The organism is Acidovorax sp. LjRoot66 (genome assembly GCF_964253305.1).
Taxonomy (GTDB): domain Bacteria; phylum Pseudomonadota; class Gammaproteobacteria; order Burkholderiales; family Burkholderiaceae_C; genus Acidovorax.
In genome coordinates, this window is record NZ_CAXUQU020000001.1 from 6,249,842 (window position 1) to 6,273,634 (window position 23,793).

A 23,793-nucleotide genomic window follows, 5' to 3' on the forward strand; every position below is an offset into this window, starting at 1 on the left:
TGCGGCACCTCTCTCGTTTGGCCAGCCAGCTCCACAGACCTCACATACCCTTTCGGAAAACCCTTCGACATAGACCAACGATCGACGCATCGGCAGCAATTTCCCGAACCCCGGCTCCTCTTGCTCGATGGGGCGGAGGCTCTTGCTCGGTTACGCGGCAATCAAGGCATCGACAGGCATCTGTTCCAGCAAGTCATCGGCAGCCTGCTGGACTCAGCAGGCCCGTGGCCCACACGGGTGCAGGGTGAGTTGGTTGCGCTCCTCGCTAAAGATAGGCTGCGGCGCGATGCTGAAAGATGTTTGGGCGATCATCAACTCGAGTTTGCAGAATTCATGGAGAACGGGGCCGAATGCCTGCATCAGGTAGCGTTCGACGGCACCACTTTGGGCCAGCAGAGCGTAGCTCGAACTACTGGCATCTGACTGGCGAGGTACAGACCGCTAGCGCCGCACGGAGCTGCACTTCGTATCCCTCGCGCCGGTCGATCTCGGCTAGCTAGCGACGCGCGCAGCAGCACCCAGGGCGAGGCGCCGGGCAGCAGCAGCTCGGTAGGCATGGCGGGCCGGTCGGGCACAGGTTCGCGGCACTCCACGGGCACCGGCACCACCGTTCGGCCGGCGGGCGCGGGACTCGCGCAGCCCACAAGCGCCAGCAGACCCAGCAGCAGGACAGCGGCTCTCATGGTCGCGCCCCACCTGCAGCCACTCATCGCCCAGCGCCCGCATGCTCGCGCAAAGCTCACAGCGGTGGCTGAGCCTTTTTGCGTTACGGCCCGCTTGAAACCGTATTCATTTTTCCGGTCGCAGCCGTATAGGCGGCGGAAGTAATTCATCGATTTTTTGCTGAAGATACGCATTTTTCTCAAGCAACTCAAGGATTTGACGATGCGCAGAAACAAGCTGCGACTGCGCAAAATCCCTCTCGACAGTTAGTCTTTGGTATTTTTCGTCAGCATCGAGCCTACCTAATCTGCCCTCTTTTTTCTCTTCCCTCTTTCCTGCTCTGCCTATGTTTCCGGCAGAGACCCATGCTTGAATATCAGCGATTAGCTTTCCATGTCGATTCTTTCGAAGCGCACTGGGATCTTTTCCTGCTTCTTTTGCAACGTTATTTTGACTTACAGGCGTGCCTCTTTTCAGTTCAGTCGGATTATTTTCTTTTAGCCGCTCAAACGCAGCGCGAAAGCGCTCCTCAGCAGTCTCTTTTTCGTATTGCATCCAAATATCTCCTCATTCCCTGTGCCTCTGAAACTAAAACTCGTCGGCGTGGGCCATCATCAGAGTTTTCATCAAGAAGGCTTTCGATGCTCTTCAGCTGCGTCTCGATTGTTGCGCGCTTATTGACGTCAAAAATCGCGTCGGCGCAGGGTTTTTTCCCCTCATATCCCGAACAGTTCGCAACCGACTCATAGCCTCCGTAATCGCAAAATCCGGGCTTAGCACAGCCGCCCAGTCGTGTCTCACGAAATGTAATTTCACCATTCTTCCCAGCTCGCACTAGCCTTTTGAAATCCTTTTCACCGATAATATTTACAATTATCTCATCTTTCCGAAGACTACCTAAGGGCGATACGTAGCGCTCATCCATAAGCGTCTCAATATTTTTCGCAAGCACCTCGAATCTAGCGGCTGAGGTGATTTCCTCGACCTCTTCATTAAATCGAGCGTGACTGAAGTTTTTTCCGTAATACATTGTCTGCAGCATTGTCAAATGCTTCATCACCACCTGTATTGAACTAGCACTGAGTAGTCCACTTGCGAACATATTAATGCCGCTTGTTCGTCGCAGCTGATGGAAAGCAAAAGGCCATCTCTCACCAACCGCAAAATTAGCATTCTTCTGAATATTTGGAGTGAACATCTTTGCAATAGTAATATCTTCGTCACGTATTCGAATCACATCGTCATCGAGTAGCTTCGGAAAAATCTTTAACATATTCGCATATGTCAATGTGGTAACGCGGCCATACTGTTCCGCATCACGTCTCCCGCTCCAGGGTTCAACGCTATATTGGAGGATGGTGGTAGTATCAATATTGAAATTGACGAGACTTTGACTACGCAGCTCCAAAACACATCGCATTCTAATACGATTTAGTATCTTAGCTGCTTGCACTGCAGTGTCAACACTGGGACTTGCCGGCCACCTAGCGTCGCTGTCTGGGTCAGTTTTTGTCGTCTCTCCTCGAATAATTGCAACTTTGCCTAGAATGGGATCTTCATCCCATAAAAGGCAATCGAGTCTAAGATCAGCAACCTCTTCTTTACGTTGAAGCGTAAAATTGCAGATATAGCATATAGCAGCAAACTGGACTAGTTTTGCATATGTTGATAGAGACTTTATTGTAAGTACTCCATTACTTGGAGCGACCCACTTCTCTAGCACCTCATAGATCTCAAATTTTTTTGCTACATCTTCGAAGCTTCCATGATAAACCATGCCATTCTTCGACTCTTTGACATGCTTGTTGCTAAAAGGAAGCAATCCCGTATTAGTGTTGTTCGTGCTCGCGAAGACGCTCTTCAGATCACCAAAATTATGTGCATATGCGTCGAGACAGAAGTTGTAACATTCTTCATATGCTTGGGATCTTTCGATAAAGTCATCCAGACATTCGCGCAACCGAACGAGTTGATGATTCCATATTCGAGGAGGAATATACGCAGTTTGCACCGTGTCGTGAGACGCAATTTCTTTAAAGCTTTTTGCGAGCAGCGATAATGAAAATTCATCTAATATAGTAAATCCAAGCTCGTCTGCAGCGCGCAACATTCGATGAAGGGTCAAAAGCAAGGTCTTGCGCTCTTGCTCAGTTTTGTACAGCTTATTCAAATCCTCAATTAGTGCAGGGAAACGAAATAGCTCGGCCGCCAATATCTCCTTTTGGTCGCAGAACACAACTAAACGCCTAAATATATTAAATACATTTCGAAGAGAATCCCAACTGCGTGTTCCCCGCGGACCCCATATTAAATATGTTGTTGCCAATCTTAGGACAAGTTCATTTCGCGGATCTAGCTTGCCTATATTTCGCGATCCATGTGTCTTTAAAAAGAATATTTTGAAACTTTTCCCTGCCCAGGGGGAAAAATCCCAATTCTCATCATTCCACAGCGACAGCGGATTTCCTTGGTCATCTAAACTAACTACCCAATCTGCTGGAGGAGGCCAAGTTGGAGGGGAAAAAAATGTATGCGCACCGCCTTTAGCCATACTTGCCAACTTAAAAGAAAGCTGTGCTGCAAAATTACTCATTTTTTGATGTCGGAGATAACAGTTGAAAAATTTGGATGAAATGACTCATCGCTCATAAGTTCGCGCGCCTCTTGAACCCATGCGCGCCTCTTTTCGCTGGATTTTTCAAACCAATCAATTTTTTCCAGCATTCTATCAATGGCAATTTTTGCCGGAGGAGCTCCCACCCCGTTTTCTAATGGAGGCCCAGACTTGCTCAATTCCATTGCTTTAAGATGCATGAAGGAAGTCAACGCCCAAACATAGTCGAAACTGTCAACGTCGCGATGATTTTCGCACCACAAACAACCTGACGTTTTTCTGCAATCGGGAGTTGGTGCATTGTGCGGAATTTTCTCAAGCACCTTTGGCGAACCGCTACAAACTCCAGGAGCAACAGAAAGTGTTCGATTTTGGTGAGGATCGAACTTCGTCCAAAAACGAGTGCATTCTGCTAATGCACGCTGAAGGCTAGGTCGATGGTATATGCGAACCAGGGTCTTACGAGTGTGCTGAGCCATCGCGGCTGTTTGATCTAAATCGGACGAATGCCGCAGTAGCCAATTCACCCGGGTGTTCCTTAGCTGACGGGGTGGGATATAGGCCAGCCCCATTTGTGCGCATGCCAGTTTCACTCGTTCGTTGCGAAACGTACGCCTTCGCCTCACACCAGGCTTAGATATAAATGGAAATAAATATGGTGACTCCGGAAATATCTTTACACGCCATTGCAAATAGCGTTCAAAATGAAGCTTGTACTCTTTGAAGATTTCAAATAGCACCGGGCCTCCTCGCCTTCGTTTAAATTCTTTTACTTGGTAGCCATCGAGATAACCAATATAGAAAAAATTAACCAGCTTTGCGTTCAGTGCTTGCTCGAGATTTATACCAGTTTGACCAATGAACATTAGCAATTCCGCTTCCACACGCAGATTAACTATTGAGTAACGAACGCCCTCGACGAAGTTCTCGCGCAAAGTTTTGGATTTGTCTAAGGGCGAACGGTCTTTACAGACAAACGTCTTCCCAGATCGCAGAATAATTGGAATATTTCTCGCAGTGGAGTACACCATCCCCAGATCGATACCATCACATAAGTCTTGAAGAAAACTTCCCATGGCAAAGGTATCGCCCAAATTTTGCTTCTCTGCAACAATTCCGATGGCCGACTTCCTAGAAACCGGTCGCGCTAGCGATGTTGTCTCAATGAGGCGAGAAGGGTGCTCCAATACACGATCTAAAATGGTGCCTACAAATGCCGCATACCCATAGCCAGAGCTTGCGCTGATAGGAGCTTCACCACTAATCCCTCTTCCATTTTTTGGTAGCTTCGTTCGTTGAAAAAGCCATGTTGTCCAAGCAGCATAGTTTTTTACCGACTCCTCTAACGTGAATTTCCTATTAGATTCATCACAGAATGCAGCAAACATTCGAACTAATTCAATTGCGCGCCCGGCAGTATCGCGGCTCCCCCCCTCTACCAGTCCCCCATTAATCACTTTATGAATCTTCACAACTAATGGCAACCTCTCGGGTAGCATCTCACCAAGAGCGCTAGATTCGATGGCAATTCGCACTCCACGCACATCCGATGCAGCCCCACCTTTATAGAGTAGTGCATCCAAACTCCAGTGGGTTTCGTTCGCGCCGAAGACAGCAGAAGGAAAGTTCAACTTGGGAGCAATCATTCTCTAATTTCATTAGGTTTGATTGGAATTTTTATCCCAGTGAAAGCAGCATTAAATGCACTTGCAGCGTAAATCTTGGATTTTGAATTTTCAAGGAAAGAAATATACCCTAGCGTAGTGCTCTCACTGCGATGGAGCATAGCATCACGAACTATTCGTAGTGCATCCGTCTTAGAACCTGATTCAAGCAAGAGGCTCATGAACCAAGTGCCGAAAGTTGCTCTGGATTGATGAAAAGTAAATTGCGATAGACTTTTTAATCCCGCAGCTGAGGCACTTTTTCTGCATTCAAAATTTACGGTGTTTACTGTAGCAACTGAATATGGTTTTCCGCTTCGACTTAAAAAAAGTAGATTTTTGTGATTTGCTCCAGCCTTTGCCTCCCTTAGCAGGCGGTGTGTGGATCGAGCGTATGCTTGTAAGTCTATAAGCAAAGCCGAAGGAATAAATATTTCTCCACTTACTGAAAATTTGGTTGAAATTCCTGTGCCCGGGCCAACCGCAATTCGGAAGAGGCCGGGCGCGAGAGGGTCTTCACGAGCGTTCCGAATAGAGTCAACTGTAAAAGAAACGATACTGCCGATTCTTGCACCAGTGAAAAATCCGCAACTGAGCATATAGTGAAAATCGATGGTTTCATTTTCAGAGGTATATCTCAAAAGCTGCGACATTTGCTCGCAGTCGATAGGCAAAAGTCCATCCTCTAAAACATCACCGATCAGAGATCGATTCGGAATGCTTAACTCGGAAGCCAATCTCAGAATCGTTCTTTTAAAACCTGTTGAATCATGTCGATTTACAATCGCAATTCTGTCCTCCCAAAGTGGCTTGCTAGAATCAATTAGCCCCTTCAATTGTACGTAGCGGTAGAACTGAATGATTGCGCCAATACAATTCGCAGCAGTACTAGACTTTATTTCTCCGCAGTCACGCTGTTCAATGAGAAATGCTCGAAATTTTCGTAGCGGCTGATCTTCCTTACTCACTGGGAAGTGACGCCAGTCTTCCGAAGTAGCCTCAAGGAAACGAGCATAGGTTAGAAGATGCTTGAAGTTGCGCTTTACCGTATCCACGTTTGTGGACCCAGCAAGGGTACGCTCTAACGCCCAAACATTCGCCTCATCCCATCCTCGCCCAACACCCCAAAAAATCTGAGGAAGCTTCACGGAATTTTTCAGTGGAACCTCAGACCACGCGAAGGCGCCGGATTGGTTCAGAGATGCTCTAAATTTTGAGTATTCGATGTAGTCGAGACGAGCAACGCCACCCTGGGAGGCGTCATCATCTACACTGGACTTAATAGCTTTCCCCACCAAAGTGCTGCCACCTAGGTCACCACTCTGGTGGGTGACCGAAAACTTCCGTCTATCTGCATTAGTCACAAAGCCGCTCCTAGAGGGGCGGTCAAACTAACAGAAGACAGGTCTCAGTCTTCACTCACAGCGCCTAACCCCATGTCCATAGCATAGGAAAGCGTTGGGGTGAGTGTCAATGGAACACTACGTAGGGGTGAACAGGAAGTTCAGCACGTCGCCGTCCTTGACGACATATTCCTTGCCTTCGGCGCGCATCTTGCCCGCATCCTTGGCACCCTGCTCGCCCTTGAGGGCGATGTAGTCGTCGAAGGCGATGGTCTGCGCGCGGATGAAGCCGCGCTCAAAGTCGCCGTGGATCACGCCGGCCGCCTGGGGCGCCGTGTCGCCGATGTGGATGGTCCAGGCGCGCACTTCCTTCACGCCGGCGGTGAAGTAGGTCTGCAGGCCCAGCAGCTTGAAGGCGCCGCGGATCAGCCGGGCCAGGCCGGGCTCGGTCTGGCCCATCTCGGCCAGGAACATGTCGCGGTCCTCGTCGCCCATCTCGGCCATTTCGGCTTCCATCTTGGCGCAGATGGCGACCACGGGGGCGTTCTGGCTGGCGGCGTATTCCTTGAGGCGATCGAGGAAGGGGTTGTTCTCGAAGCCGTCCTCGCTCACATTGCCCACGAACATCGCGGGCTTGGCCGTGATCAGGCACAGGGACTTGAGCAGGGGCTGCTCCTCCTTGGTGATCTCGACCGAGCGGGCGGGCTTGCCTTCGTTGAGCGCGGCCTGGATGCGCGTGAGCAGCGTCACCAGCTTGGCGGCGTCCTTGTCGTTGCCCGACTTGGCGGCCTTGCTGTAGCGGTTCAGGGCCTTGTCCACGGTGCCCATGTCGGCCAGGCACAGCTCGGTCTGGATGACTTCGATGTCCGAGATCGGGTCGACGCGGCCGGCCACGTGGATGACGTTGTCATCCTCGAAGCAGCGCACCACATTGACGATGGCATCGGTCTCGCGGATGTGGGCCAGGAACTGGTTACCGAGGCCTTCGCCCTGGCTGGCACCCGCCACCAGGCCAGCGATGTCCACGAACTCGACGATGGCCGGCACGATGCGCTCGGGCGAAATGATCTGGGCCAGCTGGGCCAGGCGCGGATCGGGCACCTCGACCACGCCCACATTGGGTTCGATGGTGCAGAACGGGTAGTTCTCGGCGGCGATGCCGGCCTTGGTCAGCGCGTTGAAGAGGGTGGACTTGCCGACGTTGGGCAGGCCCACGATGCCGCATTGGAGGCTCATGGCAGGGCTTTCTGGAATTCGGGAGACAAACCCCGATTTTACGGGGCTGCCGCGCACCCTACCCGCAGCACCCCGGACAAGCCCTCAATCGAAGCGCAGATCGGCCGCCACGCGCTGGCCCACGCGCAGCACCTGGCCCGCACCCTGGCGCACGATGGCATTCATGCCAAAGGTGATGGCGCCATCCAGGCGCTTGTCCTGGCGGTAGGCGCGCAGGGTGTCGCCCACCGCTGGCGTGCTCTCGGCCGTGGCCGGGTCGATGTCGGGGATGGGGCAGCGCGCGCAGGGCTTGACGGGCACGAGCTGCAGCTCGCCGCCCTCGGCGTCGATGCGGATCTGGTCCACGCGGTCTTCGTCGTGCGCCTCCACCCCGGCGAGCACCACGTTGGGGCGAAAGCGCTCGATGCCCACGGGTGCGTGGCCGGCAGCAGCCAGACGCTCGTTGAGGCGGTCCATCGACGCCTCGCTGGCCACCAGCACCGGAAAGCCATCGGCGAACTGGTTCGGCGCCTCCACGCCACCGGTCCAGTCCATGCTCGACAGGCGTTTCACTTCGGGGTCGAAGCGCACCAGGCGGCAGGGGGTGCCCAGGAAGTCGGTGAACCACTGGGCTGCCACGGCGCCCATGTCCCAGGCGGGCACGGTGTCGCGCCATACCGTCACGGTCATGGGCTCCTCGACCACGTCGATGCCCACATGCAGGGCCAGCATGCCGGGGGCGCGCAGTACCATTTCCTCGGTCTTGAGCTGGGGGCGGATCAGCGCCATGCGCGGCAGCTCGCGCTGGGTGATGAACTGACCCTCGGGGTCGACCACCATCCAGGCGCGGTCCAGGTCCAGGCCGGTCTCGGTGAGCAGGGCCTCGCGCACCTCGATGCCGGCGCAGGACTTGATGGGGTAGACAAACAGACGGGCGATGGTGCCCGACAGGTCGGATTCGGTGCTGAAGCTCACGCGGCGGCGCTCCTGGAAAAGAACGGACAGGGAAAGGCCCCAATTCTGCACTGCCCCTGCAGGCAACGGAGCCGCTCCTACAATGGGCCGCATGGCGCAAACCTTTGATATCTGTATTCGCGGCGCGGGCATCGTGGGCCGCACCCTGGCCCTGCTGCTGGCGCGCGAGCGGCTGCGGGTGGCCCTGGTGGCCAGCCCGGCCCCCGCAGCAGGTGCCACCTCGGACGTGCGGGCCTACGCCCTGAACAGTGCTTCGCGCACCCTGCTGGAGGGCCTGCGCAGTTGGCCCGACGCAACACATGCCACGGCGGTCACGAGCATGCAGGTGGCGGGTGACCAGGGCGGCGCCGTGCGCTTCGATGCACAGGCCCAGGGGGTGGACGCCCTGGCCTGGATCGTGGACGTGCCGGCCCTGGAGACCCGCCTGGCCGAGGCCGTGCGCTACCAGCCCCAGGTCGAGACGCTCAGCGAGCCGGTGGAGGCCGCGCTGACCGTGGTCTGCGAAGGCCGCGCCAGCCAGACACGCGCCGAGTTTGGGGTGGAATTCGAGGTCACCCCCTATGAACAGCACGCCATTGCCACGCGCCTGACCTGCGAGCTGCCGCACGGCCAGGTGGCGCGCCAGTGGTTTTTGCCCGACGGCATCCTGGCCTTTTTGCCCCTGGGCGGGCCCGAAGGGAACTCCGTGGCGGTCGTGTGGTCTGTTCAGAAGGAGCAGGTGCCAGGTTTGCTGGCGCTGGCCCCCGAAGAATTCACAGAGCGGCTGGAAGCGGCGAGCCAGCGGACGCTGGGCAGCCTGCAACTGGCGGGCGAGCGCGCCTCCTGGCCGCTGCAGCAGGCCCGGGCCGACCGCTGGTGCGGTGCCCTGGCGCCCAAGGGCAAGCAGCAGCGCAGCTTTGTGCTGGCCGGCGATGCGGCGCACAACGTGCACCCGCTGGCGGGCCAGGGGCTGAACCTGGGGCTGGCCGATGCCCAGGCACTGGCCGGGCTGCTGCACGGGCGGGACTACTGGCGCAGCGTGGCCGACACCAAGCTCCTGCGCCGCTATGAAAGGGAACGCAAGGCCGCGCTGCTGCCCATGGGGCTGGCCACCGACGGGCTGCAGCAGCTGTTCGCCCGCCAGGACGGGCCCTGGCAGGCGCTGCGCAACTGGGGCATGAAGGGCTTCGAGCGCAGCGGACCGATCAAGAATTTCGTGGCCCGCCAGGCCATGGGCATCCACTGACCCACTTACCGGCAACCAGGGGCTGCGCCCATGTGCAGCCCCGCCAGACCCAATTGAAGCGAGCAAGAACACCATGAAACTGATTTCCACCGTGCTGGCAGGCACCGCGCTGGCCTTGCTGGGCCTGTCGGCCATGGCCCAGGAAGCGGCCATCCGCAAGGCCCTGGCCGAGCGCATTCCGCAGATGAAGCAGATCGACGAGATCAGCCCCACGGCCATGCAGGGGCTGTACGAGGTGCGCATCGGCACCGACGTGTTCTACACCGATGCCAAGGGCAACTACCTGATCCAGGGCGAGCTGATCGACACCAAGGCACGCCGCAACCTGACGGAAGACCGCATCGCCAAAATCACGGCCGTGGACTTCTCGGCCCTGCCGATCAAGGACGCCTTCACCATCGTTCGTGGCGACGGCAAGCGCAAGGTCGCAGTGTTCGAGGACCCCAACTGCGGCTACTGCAAGCGCTTCGAGCGCGACATGCAGAAGGTGGACAACGTGACGGTGTACCTGTTCCTGTACCCCATCCTGAGCCCCGACTCGGCCGAAAAATCGCGCAACATCTGGTGCTCCAAGGACAAGGTCGCCGCCTGGCAGGACATGATGGTGCGCGACAAGCCCCCTGCGGCCGCGAGCTGCGACACCAATGCGCTGCAGCGCAACCTGGCGTTCGGCAAGAAGCACAAGATCACCGGCACCCCGACTTTGATCTTTGCCGATGGCATCCGCGTGCCGGGCGCCATTGGCGCGCAGGACGTGGAAAAGCGGTTGGCAGAAGCCGCCGCCGACACGCCCACCACGAACTGACAGACATCCGCGGGTCCGGTGCCCCGAGGTGCCAGGCCCCACGCCACGCAAAGCACCGCCCATGGCCACCCAGCGCACCGACGACACCCACCCCGCCCCCGTTCACTACCGCGTCGAACCGGCCGACCTCAACGCCCACCTGTTCTCAGTCACCCTTACGGTGGCAGCACCGGCCGAGCTGCAGGAGCTGTCGCTGCCGGTCTGGATACCGGGCAGCTACCTAGTGCGCGAATTTTCCAAGAACCTGCAGCAGCTGCAGGCCCGCCAGGGCCGGCGCAGCGTGCCGCTGGCCCAGTTGGAAAAGAACCGCTGGCAGGTGGAGTGCCGCCCCGGCCATGCCCTGGTGCTGACCTACCAGGTCTGCGCTTACGACAACTCGGTGCGCACCGCCTGGCTGGATGCCGCGCGCGGCTTCTTCAACGGCACCAGCCTGTGCCTGCGCGTGCACGGCCAGGAAGACGGCGCGCACACGCTGGAGGTGGCCAGCACCGCCGCCACCGCGCACTGGTCCGTTGCCACGGGGCTGGCGGCGCGCGCCACCGACAAGGCGGGCTTCGGCACCTATGCCGCCGCGCACTACGACGAGCTGGTGGACTGCCCGGTGGAGATGGGCACCTTCTGGAGCGGGCGTTTCACGGCCGGTGGCGTTGCACACCGTTTCGTCGTCGCGGGCGCCGCTCCCTCGTTCGATGGCAAGCGCCTGCTGGCCGATACGCAGAAGATCTGCGAGACGGCCATGGCCTTCTGGCACGGCGACAAGGGCAAGGCCCCGTTCAAGAGCTACCTGTTCATGCTCAACGCCGTGGGCGACAGCTACGGCGGGCTGGAGCACATCAACTCCACCGCACTGATCTGCGGGCGGCGCGACCTGCCACGCCAGGGCGAAGCGCGCGCAGGCGACGGCTACACCACGCTGCTGGGCCTGATCAGCCACGAGTATTTCCATACCTGGAACGTCAAGCGCCTGCGCCCGGCCGAGCTCACCCGCTACGACTACGACCGCGAGAACTACACCCCGTTGCTGTGGTTCTTCGAAGGCTTCACCAGCTACTACGACGACCTGCTGCTGCGCCGCGCCGGCCTGATCGACGACGCCACTTACCTCAAGCTGATCACCAAGACCGTCAACCAGGTGCTGCAGACCCCCGGGCGCCAGGTGCAGACGGTGGCCCAGGCCAGCTTCGATGCCTGGGTCAAGTACTACCGCCAGGACGAGAACACTGCCAACGGCACGGTGAGCTACTACACCAAGGGCTCGCTGGTGGGCCTGTGCCTGGACCTGGCCCTGCGCCGCGACGGCAAGACCACGCTGGACGAGGTGATGCGAGCGCTGTGGAAACACTGCAAAGGCGGCCCGATGGCGGAGGCCGACCTGCGCGCGGTGCTGCAGAAACTGGGGCACCGTTCGTTCGACAGCGAGATCGACGCCTGGGTGCACAGCACCGCCGAGCTGCCGCTGGCCGAACTGCTGGCGGCCCACGGGGTGCTGCTCAAGGCCGAGCGCCCACAATTGGCGCAGCGCCTGGGCATGCGCGTGGCAGAAAACCACAGCGTGCAGGTCAAGACCGTGCTGCGCGGTGGTGCCGCCGAAAAGGCCGGGCTTGCCGCCGGCGACGAGTGGCTGGGCGTGCTGGTGGATGGGCAGGGCTGGCGCGTGCAGAAGCTCGACGATGTGGCCTTCTATGCGGGCAGCGAGCACAAGCTGGTGGCCGTGGTGGCGCGCGATGGCCGGCTGCTGCAGCTGCCGCTGACCTTGCCGCCCGATGCCGCCGACCGCAAGGGCGCCCCGCCCGACACCATCAGCCTGGGGGTGACCAACAGTGCCGCCGTGGGCCGCTGGCTCGCGTAGGCAGTGTCCACGGCTTGGGGCTTGGGTATAGTCATCCGGCAGAGACCGAGCAACACACCAACAACCACAGGAGATTCGATTCCATGGCCTACGAAACCATTGAAGTGCGCACCGAAGCCGAGAAGGTCGGCATCGTCACGCTCAACCGCCCCAAGCAGCTCAACGCCCTCAACGACCAGTTGATGGACGAGCTGGGCCAGGCCCTCAAGGCCTTCGATGCCGACGAGAAGATCGGCTGCGTCATCGTCACCGGCAGCGAGCGCGCGTTCGCTGCGGGCGCCGACATCGGCGCCATGGCCAAGTACAGCTTTGCCGACACCTACAAGGGCGACTACATCACGCGCAACTGGGAGACCATCCGCTCCATCCGCAAGCCCGTGATCGCCGCGGTGAGCGGCTTTGCCCTGGGCGGCGGCTGCGAGCTGGCGATGATGTGCGACTTCATCATCGCCGCCGACAACGCCAAGTTCGGCCAGCCCGAGATCAAGCTCGGCGTGATCCCCGGCGCCGGTGGCACGCAGCGCCTGCCGCGCGCGGTGGGCAAGGCCAAGGCCATGGACATGGCCCTCACGGGCCGCATGATGGACGCCACCGAAGCCGAGCGCGCCGGGCTGGTGAGCCGCGTCGTGCCCTACGACAAGCTGGCCGACGAAGCCCTGGGCGCTGCCCTCGTCATCGCGGGCTTCTCGCAAGTCGCCGTGATGGCCGCCAAGGAGTCGGTGAACCGCGCCTTCGAAGGCAGCCTGTCGGACGGCGTGATGTTCGAGCGCCGCCTGTTCCACGCCCTGTTCTCCACCCAGGACCAGAAGGAAGGCATGGACGCTTTCGTGAACAAACGCGCCGCGAACTTTACACACCAATAATTTTTGTTCTATAATTTAGGTCTGCGGTGGTATAGCTCAGTTGGTTAGAGCGCAGCATTCATAATGCTGATGTCGGTGGTTCAAGTCCACCTACCACCACCACATCCAAAAACCCGCTGCGCCCTGGCGCTGCGGGTTTTTTCTTGGGCCGGCGTTGTTTCGGCGCATGGTGTGCACGGTAAGGGCTTGTTCCAAAAGGCCTTTGCCAGTGCACCGGCCGGTAAAATCGCCTTCCCCACCTTGCTTCACAGCCTCTGGATACACACCATGAACCGCTGCACCCCTGCCCTGACCTCCCCAGCCCGCAAAGGCCGATCCCAGCTGCGCGCCCTGGCCGCCGGCCTCGCCGCGCTGCTGTGCGCCGCCGCCCCGGTCCAGGCCCAGCAGGTGCCCGGCGGCATGGGCGAGATGCGCAACTTCCCCGATGCCTCGCTGCGCGGCAACCTGACCGTGCTGGCCGGATCCGAGGCCAAGCTCAATGGCAACGCCATCCGCATGGCGCCGGGCATGCGCCTGTTCACCCCGCAGAACACGCTGGTGATGCTGCACACCGTGCAGGGCCAGACCTTCAAGGTCAACTACCTGATCGAGAACAGCACGGGCATGCTGCTGTCCGCCTGGATCCTGACCCAGGGCGAGGCGGCCCAGCCACGCAAAGGTCCTGGGGACACGATCCAGTTCAACTTCCGCACCGACTCGGACCCGGTCAAGAAGTAAGCCCGGTCCCGGTGGGCCACGCACGCGCCCACTACCCCACCCAGAGCGGCCGCCCCACGCGTGCCGCCGCATCCCCATTCGGACACGAGAATTGACTGCCATGGCCAAAAAAGTCTTCATCAAAACCTTCGGCTGCCAGATGAACGAGTACGACTCGGACAAGATGGCCGACGTGCTGCACGCCGCACAGGGCTACGAGCCCACGCAGAACGTGGACGAGGCCGACCTGATCCTGTTCAACACCTGCTCGGTGCGCGAGAAGGCACAGGAGAAGGTGTTCAGCGACCTGGGCCGCATCAAGCACCTGAAGGCGCGCGGCGTGAAGATCGGCGTGGGCGGCTGTGTGGCCAGCCAGGAAGGCGCCGAGATCATCAAGCGCGCGCCCTACGTCGATGTGGTGTTCGGCCCCCAGACCCTGCACCGCCTGCCCGAGCTGCTGAACCAGCGCGAGCGGCTGGACCGCCCGCAGGTGGACATCAGCTTTCCCGAGATCGAGAAGTTCGACCACCTGCCGCCGGCACGGGTCGAGGGCGCCAGCGCCTTCGTCTCCATCATGGAAGGCTGCAGCAAGTACTGCAGCTACTGCGTGGTGCCCTACACGCGCGGTGAAGAGGTCAGCCGCCCGTTCGACGACGTGCTGGTGGAAGTGGCGGGCCTGGCCGACCAGGGCGTGAAAGAGATCACCCTGCTGGGCCAGAACGTGAACGCCTACCTGGGCAAGATGGGCGGCACGGCCGAGATCGCCGACTTCGCGCTGCTGCTGGAGTATGTGTCCGAGATCCCCGGCATCGAGCGCATCCGCTACACCACCAGCCACCCCAATGAATTCACGCCGCGCCTGATCGCGGCCTACGCCAGCATCCCCAAGCTGGCCAACCACCTGCACCTGCCGGTGCAGCACGGCAGCGACCGCATTTTGATGGCCATGAAGCGCGGCTACACGGCCATGGAATACAAGAGCACGGTGCGCAAGCTGCGCGCCATCCGCCCCGACCTGGCGATGAGCAGCGACTTCATCGTCGGCTTCCCCGGCGAGACCGAGGAAGACTTCGGCAAGATGATGAAGCTGATCGACGACATCCACTTCGACAACAGCTTCAGCTTCATCTTCAGCCCGCGCCCCGGCACACCCGCCGCCGGCCTGCACGACGACACGCCGCACGAGGTGAAGCTGCGCCGCCTGCAGCACCTGCAGTCGGTGATCAACGCCAACATCAAGTCCATCAGCGAAAGCCGCGTGGGCTCGGTGCAGCGCATCCTGGTGGAAGGCGCCTCCAAGCGCGACGCCACCGAGCTCATGGGCCGCACCGAGTGCAACCGCGTGGTCAACTTCGTGGGCCAACCGCGCCTGGTCGGCCAGATGGTGGACGTGACCATCACCGAGGCCAAGGCCTACACCTTGCGCGGCGAAGTCGTGGTGCAAGAAACAGCCACGGCCTGAGCTGCGGCCCATCCCACTCTCCATGGCCGAATCAAGCGCTTCACGCGTGAATGAACCGGGCAGGAACCGCCTGCATGGCCTGTCGTTCCAGCAGCTGCTGCTGCTGGCCTTTTTGCTGATCGCCGGCCTGCTGGGCGCCAGCTCGCTGGGGGCCCTGTACTCGCTGGAGCAGCTCATGGTGCAAAGCCGCGAGGGCGCCGTGCAGGCCACGCGCCTGAGCGCCGCTGCGCAGGCCCTGGGCCAGCGCGGCCAGACCATGGAGCGGGCGGCACGGCAATCCCTGGTGCTGGGCGACGCGCAGTTGCGCCGGGGCTTTGACGACATGGCGCGCGACGCCCAGCAGACCCTGCAGCAGTTGCAGGACGGCGGCCTGCCGGCCAGGCACGTGGCCCAGTGGCGCGCCCACCTGGCCACGGTGCAGTCGCTGATGGCAGCACCGGCCGCCGTATCGCTGGAGAACGAGCGCGCCGCAGCGGAGGAGTTCGCCTCGCTCGACACGCTGCACAACGCCATCGTGCAATCGGTGCAGGAGCTCAACGCCGAGCGCAACAGCGCCCTGCAGGCCAAGGTCGACGCCAGCCGCCGCGAGGTCACGCACCAGGTGGTGGGTGTGATCGTGCTGGCGCTGGTGCTGGCGCTGTCCTTCGGCATCTGGCTGGCGCGGCCGTTCAAGCGGCTCGAAGGCGCCATCCGCCTCTTGGGCGAGAACGACCTGGAGCAGCCCATCCAGATCAATGGCCCGGCCGACGTGCGCCGCGTGGGCCTGCAGCTCGAATGGCTGCGCCTGCGCCTGCTGGAACTCGACTCGGACAAGGCGCGCTTTTTGCGCCACGTATCGCACGAGCTCAAGACCCCGCTGGCCTCCATGCGCGAGGGCGTGGCCCTGCTGCAGGACGGCGTGACGGGCGAGCTCAATGCCGAGCAGCAGGAGGTGGCGCAGATCCTGCACCACAACACGATCGTGCTGCAAAACGAGATCGAGGCGCTGCTGCGCTTCAACGCCGCCGCCTTCGAGGCCCGGCAGCTGCACCGGCGCGACACCGACCTGATCGCGCTGCTGGAGGCGCAGGTCGAATCCCAGCGCCTGCAGTGGCAGGCCCGCGGCCTGCGCGTGGTGGTGCAGGGCTCGCCCGTGTCGCTGGCCATCGACGGCGACAAGATCGCCTCGGCCATCGGCAACCTGCTGTCCAATGCCATCCGCTTCTCGCCCAAGCAGGGTACGGTGCGCCTGGCAGTGTCCCGGGTGCCGGGCCGGGTGCGCATCGACGTCATCGACCAGGGCCCTGGCGTGGCCCCCGCCGACCGGCCCCATGTCTTCGAGCCCTTCTACCGCGGCGCCCGCCAGCCCGAAGATGCCGTGCGCGGCACCGGGGTAGGCCTGTCCATCGTTCAGGAATACATCGGCGCCCATGGCGGCCGGGTGGAACTGGTGGAAGATGGCGACCATTCCTTTTTTCGCATCGAATTGCCCCATGCCTCCTAGCCTGTCATCCACCCGTGCTGCGCGCCGCCACATCGGCGCACTGGTACTGGCGCCCACAGCGCTGCTGGCCGCTTGCATCAGCCCCCCGCCTGCAGGCACGCCGCCTGCCCCCGTGGCGGTGGTGGTGCCAGCCCCTCTGCCCGTGGCACCGCCCCCCGCCGAGCCCCCCCGGGAAACCGCGCCGCAGGCCAGCGCGCCTGCGCCCGAGTCTGCCCAGCTCACCCAGGCGCTGGCCTATGCCGACCGCGTGCAGCGCATGCCGCCTGCCGAGCTGGCCCGTGAAATCGCCCGCCTGGGCGAGGCCGAGGACACGCTGGCCGCCAGCCCCCTGCACCTGGCGCTGGCCCTGGCCCAGACCCGCCAGCCCGTGGACACGGCCCGCGCCCTGGCGCAGGTGCAGCGCCTGCTGGGCCACAACGACACCGCCACGCAGCCCCTGCAACCCCTGGCGCGCCTGCTGGAAGCACGGCTGCTGCAGCAGCGCCGGCTGGAAGAGCAACTGGAGCGGCAGGCACAGCAATTGCGCGATGCCCAGCGCCGCAACGACCAGCTCAACGAGCGGTTGGAGGCCGTGCGTGCCATCGAGCGCAGCATGACCGCCCGGCCACCCGCCCCCGCAGCCAGCGAGGTCCGCTGAAACCATGCCGCCCACCAGCAAACCCGCCAGCGGCCGACAACGCATCCTGGTCGTCGATGACGATGCCGACATGCTGCGCCTGCTCTCGCTGCGCCTGAAGGCTGCGGACTACGAGGTGATTGCCGTGGGCTCTGCCGAAGCGGCACTGGCCCAACTCGAAATGGCGCGTCCCCAGCTGGTGCTCAGCGACGTGCGGCTGCCGGGCAAGGATGGGCTGGCCCTGTTCGACGAGGTGCGCGAGCGCCACCCCTCGCTGCCCGTGATCCTGCTGACCGCGCACGGCACCATCCCCGACGCAGTGGAGGCCACTTCGCGCGGCGTGTTCACCTACCTGACCAAGCCCTACGACGGCAAGGACCTGCTCGAGAAGATTGGGGAGGCCCTGGCGCTGAGCGCCCCGGTCGTGGCCCAGGCCCATGCCAACGAGGCCTGGCGCGCCGAGATCGTGAGCCGCTCCAACCGCATGACCGAGCTGCTGGCCGAGGCCTACATGGTGGCCCAGTCGGACGCCAGCGTGCTGCTGCTGGGCGACAGCGGCGCCGGCAAGGAACTGCTGGCCCAGGCCATCCACCGGGCCAGCCCGCGCGCGGCCAAGCCCTTCGTGGCAGTCAACTGCGGCGCCATCCCCGAGGCGCTGCTGGAGTCCGAGCTGTTCGGCCACGTCAAGGGCGCCTTCACCGACGCCACCAGCAACCACAAGGGCCTGTTCCAGGCGGCCGAGGGCGGCACCCTGCTCCTTGACGAGATCGGCGACATGCCGCCGGCCCTGCAGGTCAAGCTGCTGCGCGTGCTGCAGGAGCGGGCCGTGCGGCCCGTGGGGTCGAGCCAGTCCACGCCCATCGACGTGCGCATCATCTCGGCCACCCACCGCGACCTGGAGGCGGCCATGGCCACGGCCCAGTTCCGCGAGGACCTGTACTACCGCCTCAACGTGGTGACGCTGGCGCTGCCCACGCTGGCCGAGCGGCGCGAGGACATCGCCCTGCTGGCCAACCACTTCCTGGACCGGCTGGCGCGCAAGTACGACAAGCGCCTGTCGGGCTTCGCACCCGAGGCGCTCAAGGCCCTGACCACGGCGGCCTGGCCCGGCAATGTGCGCCAGCTGTTCAACGTGGTCGAGCAGGTGTGTGCACTGTCCACCACGCCGCTGGTGCCGCTGACCCTGGTGCAGCGCGCGCTGCGCATCCCCTCGGCCCCGGTGCTGAGCTTTGCCGACGCGCGCCAGCGCTTCGAGCGCGAGTACCTGGTGGGCCTGCTCAAGATGACCGATGGCAACGTGGCCGACGCCGCGCGCCTGGCCCAGCGCAACCGCACGGAGTTCTACCGGCTGCTGCAAAAGCATGCGTTGACCCCCGGCCATTTCAAGAGCGACGCCAGCCCGGACGAGGGCCTGGGCGATGACGTCGCCGATGAGCGACAGGAGTAAGTCCTTGATTTCAAAGGGATTGGCGATGCACAGCCATCCCCGTGTCGCCATCCGGCGACAAAAACCGGCCTTTTGAGGCCGTTTTGCTGCATTGCACATCTGCTTACAGGCCAACCAGCTCCTAAGCTGTTGATATACAAGCGTTTTTTTGAGCTGGCACAGGGTTTGCCCTATATGCCGGCATGGATGCTGTCTTTCCTTCTTTTTCACGCAGCTTGCGCCGCAGCGCTGCAGCCACGCTGGCGCTGTCTGCCCTGCTGGCGGCCAGCGTGGCGCAGGCACAGGCGTTCGATTTCGAGAGCCTGACGAAGCTGGCGCGTGAGCGCGCCGACAAGCCTTTCGTTGCTGCCAGCGACAAGCTGCCCGCAGACCTGGCCCAGCTCAATTACGACCAGGTGCGTGACATCCGCTACAAGCCCGAGCGTGCCCTGTGGCGCGCCGAGAAGCTGCCCTTCGAGGCCATGTTCTTCCACCTGGGCCTGTACCAGACCCAGCCGGTGCGCATCCATGAAGTGACGCCCTCGGGCACGCGCGATATCAGCTACAGCCGCGCCGACTTCGACTACGGCAAGAACACCGTGCAGCCCCAGGCCTGGGGTGACCTCGGTTTTGCGGGCTTTCGCCTGCACAACCACCTCAATTCGCCCGAGTACAAGGACGAGCTGGCCGTGTTCCAGGGCGCGAGCTATTTCCGCGCACTCGGTGCGGGCCAGCAGTACGGCCTGTCGGCGCGCGGCCTGGCGATAGACACCGTGGGCGGCACGGGCGAGGAGTTTCCGCGCTTCACCGACTTCTGGCTGGTCAAGCCCGAGCCCCAAGGCAAGCAGGTCACGGTATTCGCGCTGCTCGACTCGCCCCGCGCCACCGGTGCCTACCGCTTCGACATCACGCCCGGGCCGCAGACGCTGACCACCGTGCGCGCCCGGGTCTTCGTGCGCGGCAACGCCGCCAAGCCCATGGGCACGCTGGGGGTGGCGCCGCTGACCAGCATGTTTTTCTTTGGCGAAAACCAGCCGCGCAAGCAGGACTTTCGCCCCGAGGTGCACGACTCCGACGGCCTGATGGTCGCCACGGGCGAAGGCGAATGGCTGTGGCGCCCGCTGCAGAACCCGGGCAGCACGCTGGTGACCTCGTTCACCACCACCAACCCCAAGGGCTTCGGCCTGATGCAGCGCGACCGCCAGTGGGCCAGCTACGAGGACGTGGAAGCCCGCTACGAGCGCCGCCCCAGCGCCTGGGTGCGCCCCTTGCACGACTGGGGCCCGGGCCGGGTGGAGCTGGTGCAGAACAACACGCCCGACGAAACGCACGACAACATCGTCGCCTACTGGGTGCCGGCCAAGCTGCCCGCCCCGGGCACGCCGCTGGAGTTCTCGTACGAGCTCGGCTGGCAGGGCGATGAACAGCAGCGCCCGCCGGGCAGCTGGGTCACGCAGTCTCGTCGCGGCATGGGCTTTACCCAGCAAAGCGCGCAGGAGCTGCGCCAGCAGGTGCAGTACGTGGTCGATTTCACCGGCCCGGCGCTGGCCGCCCTGCCCACCGATGCGGCCGTGAAGGCCGTGGTCACCGCCGACGCCAACGGCAAGGTTCTCGAAAACGCGGCCTACCGCAACCCTGCCACCGGTCAGTGGCGCATGACCGTGCGCGTACAGCGCCAGCAGGCCGATCGCCCGATCGAGCTGCGCGCTTTCCTTCAACACGACAACCACGCTGTGAGCGAAACATGGACGCACATCATTCTTCCCGAGTAAGCCCGTCAGAGCCCCTCGCCTCTGAAGACCGTGGTGCCCCTCGCACGCAGCGCAGCACGCTGCGCGAGGAGCGCCACCCCAACTCCGTCACCGCGCCGCCGCTCCACCGCGGCTCCATGGCGCCGCTGCCCTGGCGCGGCTTCTGGAACAGCATCGGCACCGCGCTGCTGCTGCGCCTGACCGGCCGCCCCGGCAGCGCTCCACCGGCCACCCCGGCCGGCATGCAACACGAGGCCTGGCAGGGCGCCGCCCAGCGCCGCCGCTGGACCTTTGCGCTGCTCACGGTGCTCAGCACCACGCTGGCCACCACCTTGTTCGCGGGTGTGCAGCCCGACTACGACAACGCCTGGCTGGGCTATGGTCAGATGGCGCTGTTCGCGCTGCTGTCGGCCTGGGTGGTTACCGGCTTCATGACCGGGATGATGGGTTTCTGGGTCATGCTGCGCGGCGATCGCCATGCACTGTCGGCCAAGAGCGTGGCATCGCACCCGCTCTCGCCCGAGGCGCGCACGGCCATCATCATGCCGATCTGCAACGAGGATGTGGCCACGGTGTTCGCCGGCCTGCGCGCCACCTGCGAATCGGTCGCGGCCACGGGCCACGGCGCCACCTTCGACGTGTTCGTGCTGTCCGACAGCTACGACAAGGACATCGCCAAGGCCGAGCATGCCGCCTGGGAAGACCTGCGCAGCGCCCTGGCCGAGCATGGCCAGCAGCCCCAGGTGCAGGTGTACTACCGCCTGCGCACGCGCCGCAGCCACCGCAAGGCCGGCAACGTGGCCGACTTCTGCCGCCGCTGGGGCAAGGACTACCGCTACATGGTGGTGCTCGATGCCGACAGCGTGATGAGCGGCGACTGCATCGTCTCGATGGCCAAGCTGATGGAAGCCAACCCCAGCGCCGGCATCATCCAGACCGCGACGCAGGCCATCGGCCACGTCACGCTGCACGCCCGCGCGCAGCAGTTCGCCTCGCGCGTCACCGGGCGCCTGTTCACCCTGGGCATGCAGTACTGGCAACTGGGCGAGTCGCACTACTGGGGCCACAACGCCATCATCCGCATGGAGCCGTTCATGCAGCACTGCGCGCTGGCCCCCATCGCAGGCAAGGGCGGCCTGTCGGGCGGCATCATGTCGCACGACTTCGTCGAGGCCGCGCTGATGCGCCGCGCCGGCTACCACGTGTGGCTGGTGTCCGACCTGATCGGCAGCTATGAGCAGCAACCTCCGGACCTGCTGGCCGAGCTGCAGCGTGACCGCCGCTGGTGCCAGGGCAATCTGCAGAACGCCCGCCTGATGGCCGAGCCCGGCATCCATGCCGTGCACCGCTCGATGTTCGTGACCGGCGCCATGGCCTACCTGTCGGCACCGCTGTGGCTGGCCTTCCTGACGCTGGGCACGGCCCTGTGGCTGTCGGGTGCCCCGGTGGTGGCCAACTGGCACATCCTGCCAGCCGAGTTGCTGGGCCTGTGGGGCTGGACGGTGTCCATGCTGTTCCTGCCGCGCATCCTGGGCGTGACCGCCGTGTTCATGCGCAAGGAGCAGTCGCAGTACGGTGGTGGCTGGAGCCTCGTCAAGAGCGCCGTGGTCGAGAGCGTGCTGGCCATTTTGCAGGCGCCCGTGCGCATGCTGGCCCACTCGCTGTTCGTGCTGCTGGCCATCACCGGCCTGGAACTGCAATGGAAGTCGCCACCCCGCGAAGCCAATGCCGTGCCCTGGGGCCAGGCCACGCGCCAGCTCGCCCCGATGACCGCCGTGATCGCCCTCTTGGCCCTGGGCGTGGCCTTCGTCGACGGCAGCGCCCTGCTGTGGCTGATGCCCGTGGGCCTGCCGCTGGCGCTGGCCATTCCACTGGCAGTGCTGACCAGCCAGATCGCTCTGGGCAAGGCGATGCGTGCGCAGCGCCTGCTGCTGATCCCCGAGGAGTCGTGGTCGCCCCCCGTGCTGCGCCGCGCCTGGCTGCATGCCAGCCGCCTGGCACGGCCGGCGCTGCGGGCCGCATGATGAAAGCGTGACATTTGCCACACAAACACGAAGCCGGTGCATGCACCGGCTTTTTGTCGTTTGCTACTCATTCAATAGCATCCAATCCCTGCTGGCGATGGGCGACAACGCAACCCCGGCTGCGCCACTCACCCAAACAGGCGCTGGACTCGCCACGGCACTCCCTTACGATACGCACGCTTCGCAACCGCCTGCGCGCCGCGCTCCGGTTGCCCCGATTCTTGCCCTTCTGTGGAAACACCATCGATGCCATCGCCTCTTGCCCCCCACGCCGCCACGCGGCGCTTCTTCCACGCCAGCGCCCTGGCACTGGCCCTCGCGGCCGCAGGCTGCGCTGCGCCCCCCGTCCAGGTGGCAGAGCCGTCGGCGCCTGCACCCCAGGCAGCCCCCGAACCCCAGCCGCCTGCCGAACCGCCAGGCCGCATCATCTTTGCCGGCTTTGCAATGCACTCGCAGTCCAAGGCCTTCCGCAACGACGTGCTGCTGGCCGAAAAGCTGGTCAGCGGGATCGACCCCAATGCCCTGATGCTCAAGCTGGCCAACCCGGCCAAGGACCAGAGCGCCGACTGGCCCCAGGCCACGGCCGAGAATTTCGCGCTGGTGATGGCCAAGATGGCCGAGGTGGCGCGCCCGCGTGACCGCGTGCTGCTGCTGATCTCCACCCACGCCAACCCCGGACTGCTCAGCGTCAACGTGGGCGGCAAGAACCAGCAACCCATCACGCCCAGGATCCTGAGCGACGCCCTGGCGCCCCTGGGCAAGGTGCCCACGCTGGTGGTGCTGTCGGCGTGCTACAGCGGCTCGTTCATCGAGCCCCTGAAGGCACCGAACCGCGTGGTGCTGACCGCGACCGATGTGCGCAGCACCTCGTTCAAGTGCCAGTACGAGGGCAACCACACGCCCTTCGCCGAAGCCCTGTTCGGCCAGGCCGGCGCCGAGGGCCTGTCGGTGACCGACTGGATGGGCGAAGCGAAAAAAGCCATCGCCGCACAGGAAAAGCGCCGCAAACTGCCGGCCTCCAAGCCGCAGGCCTTCGTTGGCGAAGAGGCCAAGGCCTGGGCCGGCCAGCCCCTGAAGGACTGGCTGCTGGCGCCCTGAGGACCCGCCACGATCCTTGCG

At 62.5% G+C, this 23,793-nt stretch carries 18 protein-coding genes and 1 tRNA gene; 13 read left to right on the plus strand and 6 right to left on the minus strand.

Annotation, left to right across the window (positions count from 1 at the left end; genetic code table 11):
- Positions 1–789: 789 nt before the first annotated feature.
- From ACSQ3Y_RS29290 to ACSQ3Y_RS29315, 6 genes are all read right to left on the minus strand, one after another.
- Positions 790–1,218: a hypothetical protein gene (locus tag ACSQ3Y_RS29290; protein WP_436179716.1), complete on the minus strand. Its 429-nt coding sequence runs from the start codon at positions 1,216–1,218 to the stop codon at positions 790–792.
- On the minus strand, positions 1,193–3,256 hold the full coding sequence (locus tag ACSQ3Y_RS29295) for a hypothetical protein (protein WP_436179717.1): 2,064 nt from the start codon (positions 3,254–3,256) through the stop codon (positions 1,193–1,195). Before ACSQ3Y_RS29295 ends, ACSQ3Y_RS29290 begins: the two co-directional genes overlap by 26 nt.
- Positions 3,253–4,923 (minus strand): site-specific integrase, encoded by a 1,671-nt coding sequence (locus ACSQ3Y_RS29300; protein WP_436179718.1) that lies wholly within the window; start codon positions 4,921–4,923, stop codon positions 3,253–3,255. The genes ACSQ3Y_RS29295 and ACSQ3Y_RS29300 overlap by 4 nt, the downstream gene beginning before the upstream one ends.
- Positions 4,920–6,305, minus strand: a complete 1,386-nt coding sequence (locus ACSQ3Y_RS29305; protein ID WP_436179719.1) for a tyrosine-type recombinase/integrase — start codon at positions 6,303–6,305, stop codon at positions 4,920–4,922. The genes ACSQ3Y_RS29300 and ACSQ3Y_RS29305 overlap by 4 nt, the downstream gene beginning before the upstream one ends.
- Before the next feature lie 117 nt (positions 6,306–6,422).
- Entirely contained in the window at positions 6,423–7,520 is a 1,098-nt protein-coding gene (gene ychF, locus ACSQ3Y_RS29310) for a redox-regulated ATPase YchF (RefSeq protein WP_436179720.1), read from the minus strand.
- An 84-nt stretch (positions 7,521–7,604) separates the two neighbouring features.
- A complete protein-coding gene (locus ACSQ3Y_RS29315; RefSeq protein ID WP_436179721.1) occupies positions 7,605–8,474 on the minus strand; it encodes an MOSC domain-containing protein in 870 nt (289 codons plus the stop codon).
- A 91-nt stretch (positions 8,475–8,565) separates the two neighbouring features.
- Between ACSQ3Y_RS29315 and ACSQ3Y_RS29320 the strand changes: the two genes are divergently transcribed.
- From ACSQ3Y_RS29320 to ACSQ3Y_RS29380, 13 genes are all read left to right on the plus strand, one after another.
- Entirely contained in the window at positions 8,566–9,699 is a 1,134-nt protein-coding gene (locus ACSQ3Y_RS29320) for an FAD-dependent monooxygenase (protein WP_436179722.1), read from the plus strand.
- 73 nt (positions 9,700–9,772) lie between these two features.
- Positions 9,773–10,504 carry a DsbC family protein gene (locus tag ACSQ3Y_RS29325; protein ID WP_436179723.1) on the plus strand — a complete coding sequence of 244 codons (732 nt, stop codon included), beginning with the start codon at positions 9,773–9,775 and terminating at the stop codon, positions 10,502–10,504.
- Positions 10,505–10,565: 61 nt separating this feature from the next.
- Positions 10,566–12,353: a M61 family metallopeptidase gene (locus ACSQ3Y_RS29330; protein WP_436179724.1), complete on the plus strand. Its 1,788-nt coding sequence runs from the start codon at positions 10,566–10,568 to the stop codon at positions 12,351–12,353.
- A gap of 83 nt (positions 12,354–12,436) precedes the next feature.
- Positions 12,437–13,216 carry an enoyl-CoA hydratase gene (locus ACSQ3Y_RS29335; protein WP_436179725.1) on the plus strand — a complete coding sequence of 260 codons (780 nt, stop codon included), beginning with the start codon at positions 12,437–12,439 and terminating at the stop codon, positions 13,214–13,216.
- 25 nt (positions 13,217–13,241) lie between these two features.
- Positions 13,242–13,318 (plus strand) — tRNA-Met (locus tag ACSQ3Y_RS29340).
- A gap of 165 nt (positions 13,319–13,483) precedes the next feature.
- Complete coding sequence (locus ACSQ3Y_RS29345) at positions 13,484–13,933, plus strand: hypothetical protein (protein WP_436179726.1); 450 nt, start codon at positions 13,484–13,486, stop codon at positions 13,931–13,933.
- A gap of 100 nt (positions 13,934–14,033) precedes the next feature.
- Complete coding sequence (gene miaB, locus ACSQ3Y_RS29350) at positions 14,034–15,374, plus strand: tRNA (N6-isopentenyl adenosine(37)-C2)-methylthiotransferase MiaB (protein WP_436179727.1); 1,341 nt, start codon at positions 14,034–14,036, stop codon at positions 15,372–15,374.
- Positions 15,375–15,396: 22 nt separating this feature from the next.
- Positions 15,397–16,857, plus strand: a complete 1,461-nt coding sequence (locus ACSQ3Y_RS29355) for a sensor histidine kinase (protein ID WP_436179728.1) — start codon at positions 15,397–15,399, stop codon at positions 16,855–16,857.
- Positions 16,847–17,494 (plus strand): hypothetical protein, encoded by a 648-nt coding sequence (locus tag ACSQ3Y_RS29360; RefSeq protein WP_436179729.1) that lies wholly within the window; start codon positions 16,847–16,849, stop codon positions 17,492–17,494. Before ACSQ3Y_RS29355 ends, ACSQ3Y_RS29360 begins: the two co-directional genes overlap by 11 nt.
- A gap of 4 nt (positions 17,495–17,498) precedes the next feature.
- Positions 17,499–18,920: a sigma 54-interacting transcriptional regulator gene (locus ACSQ3Y_RS29365; protein WP_057201724.1), complete on the plus strand. Its 1,422-nt coding sequence runs from the start codon at positions 17,499–17,501 to the stop codon at positions 18,918–18,920.
- A gap of 182 nt (positions 18,921–19,102) precedes the next feature.
- Entirely contained in the window at positions 19,103–20,671 is a 1,569-nt protein-coding gene (locus ACSQ3Y_RS29370; protein ID WP_436179730.1) for a glucan biosynthesis protein G, read from the plus strand.
- Positions 20,644–22,674, plus strand: coding sequence for a glucans biosynthesis glucosyltransferase MdoH (mdoH, locus tag ACSQ3Y_RS29375; RefSeq protein ID WP_436179731.1), 2,031 nt, complete (start codon positions 20,644–20,646; stop codon positions 22,672–22,674). The genes ACSQ3Y_RS29370 and mdoH overlap by 28 nt, the downstream gene beginning before the upstream one ends.
- Before the next feature lie 246 nt (positions 22,675–22,920).
- Positions 22,921–23,772: a C13 family peptidase gene (locus ACSQ3Y_RS29380; RefSeq protein ID WP_057269033.1), complete on the plus strand. Its 852-nt coding sequence runs from the start codon at positions 22,921–22,923 to the stop codon at positions 23,770–23,772.
- Positions 23,773–23,793: the final 21 nt, after the last annotated feature.

Excerpts from the sequence above, each read along its gene's own strand:
- ACSQ3Y_RS29320 (WP_436179722.1), top strand. The coding sequence starts at position 8,566 with ATGGCGCAAACCTTTGATATCTGTATTCGCGGCGCGGGCATCGTGGGC.
- miaB (WP_436179727.1), top strand. The coding sequence starts at position 14,034 with ATGGCCAAAAAAGTCTTCATCAAAACCTTCGGCTGCCAGATGAACGAG.
- ACSQ3Y_RS29330 (WP_436179724.1), top strand. The coding sequence starts at position 10,566 with ATGGCCACCCAGCGCACCGACGACACCCACCCCGCCCCCGTTCACTAC.
- ACSQ3Y_RS29345 (WP_436179726.1), top strand. The coding sequence starts at position 13,484 with ATGAACCGCTGCACCCCTGCCCTGACCTCCCCAGCCCGCAAAGGCCGA.
- ACSQ3Y_RS29300 (WP_436179718.1), bottom strand. The coding sequence starts at position 4,923 with ATGATTGCTCCCAAGTTGAACTTTCCTTCTGCTGTCTTCGGCGCGAAC.
- ACSQ3Y_RS29290 (WP_436179716.1), bottom strand. The coding sequence starts at position 1,218 with ATGCAATACGAAAAAGAGACTGCTGAGGAGCGCTTTCGCGCTGCGTTT.
- ACSQ3Y_RS29365 (WP_057201724.1), top strand. The coding sequence starts at position 17,499 with ATGCCGCCCACCAGCAAACCCGCCAGCGGCCGACAACGCATCCTGGTC.
- ACSQ3Y_RS29325 (WP_436179723.1), top strand. The coding sequence starts at position 9,773 with ATGAAACTGATTTCCACCGTGCTGGCAGGCACCGCGCTGGCCTTGCTG.
- ACSQ3Y_RS29355 (WP_436179728.1), top strand. The coding sequence starts at position 15,397 with ATGGCCGAATCAAGCGCTTCACGCGTGAATGAACCGGGCAGGAACCGC.
- ACSQ3Y_RS29295 (WP_436179717.1), bottom strand. The coding sequence starts at position 3,256 with ATGAGTAATTTTGCAGCACAGCTTTCTTTTAAGTTGGCAAGTATGGCT.
- ACSQ3Y_RS29335 (WP_436179725.1), top strand. The coding sequence starts at position 12,437 with ATGGCCTACGAAACCATTGAAGTGCGCACCGAAGCCGAGAAGGTCGGC.
- mdoH (WP_436179731.1), top strand. The coding sequence starts at position 20,644 with ATGGACGCACATCATTCTTCCCGAGTAAGCCCGTCAGAGCCCCTCGCC.
- ychF (WP_436179720.1), bottom strand. The coding sequence starts at position 7,520 with ATGAGCCTCCAATGCGGCATCGTGGGCCTGCCCAACGTCGGCAAGTCC.
- ACSQ3Y_RS29370 (WP_436179730.1), top strand. The coding sequence starts at position 19,103 with ATGGATGCTGTCTTTCCTTCTTTTTCACGCAGCTTGCGCCGCAGCGCT.
- ACSQ3Y_RS29380 (WP_057269033.1), top strand. The coding sequence starts at position 22,921 with ATGCCATCGCCTCTTGCCCCCCACGCCGCCACGCGGCGCTTCTTCCAC.
- ACSQ3Y_RS29360 (WP_436179729.1), top strand. The coding sequence starts at position 16,847 with ATGCCTCCTAGCCTGTCATCCACCCGTGCTGCGCGCCGCCACATCGGC.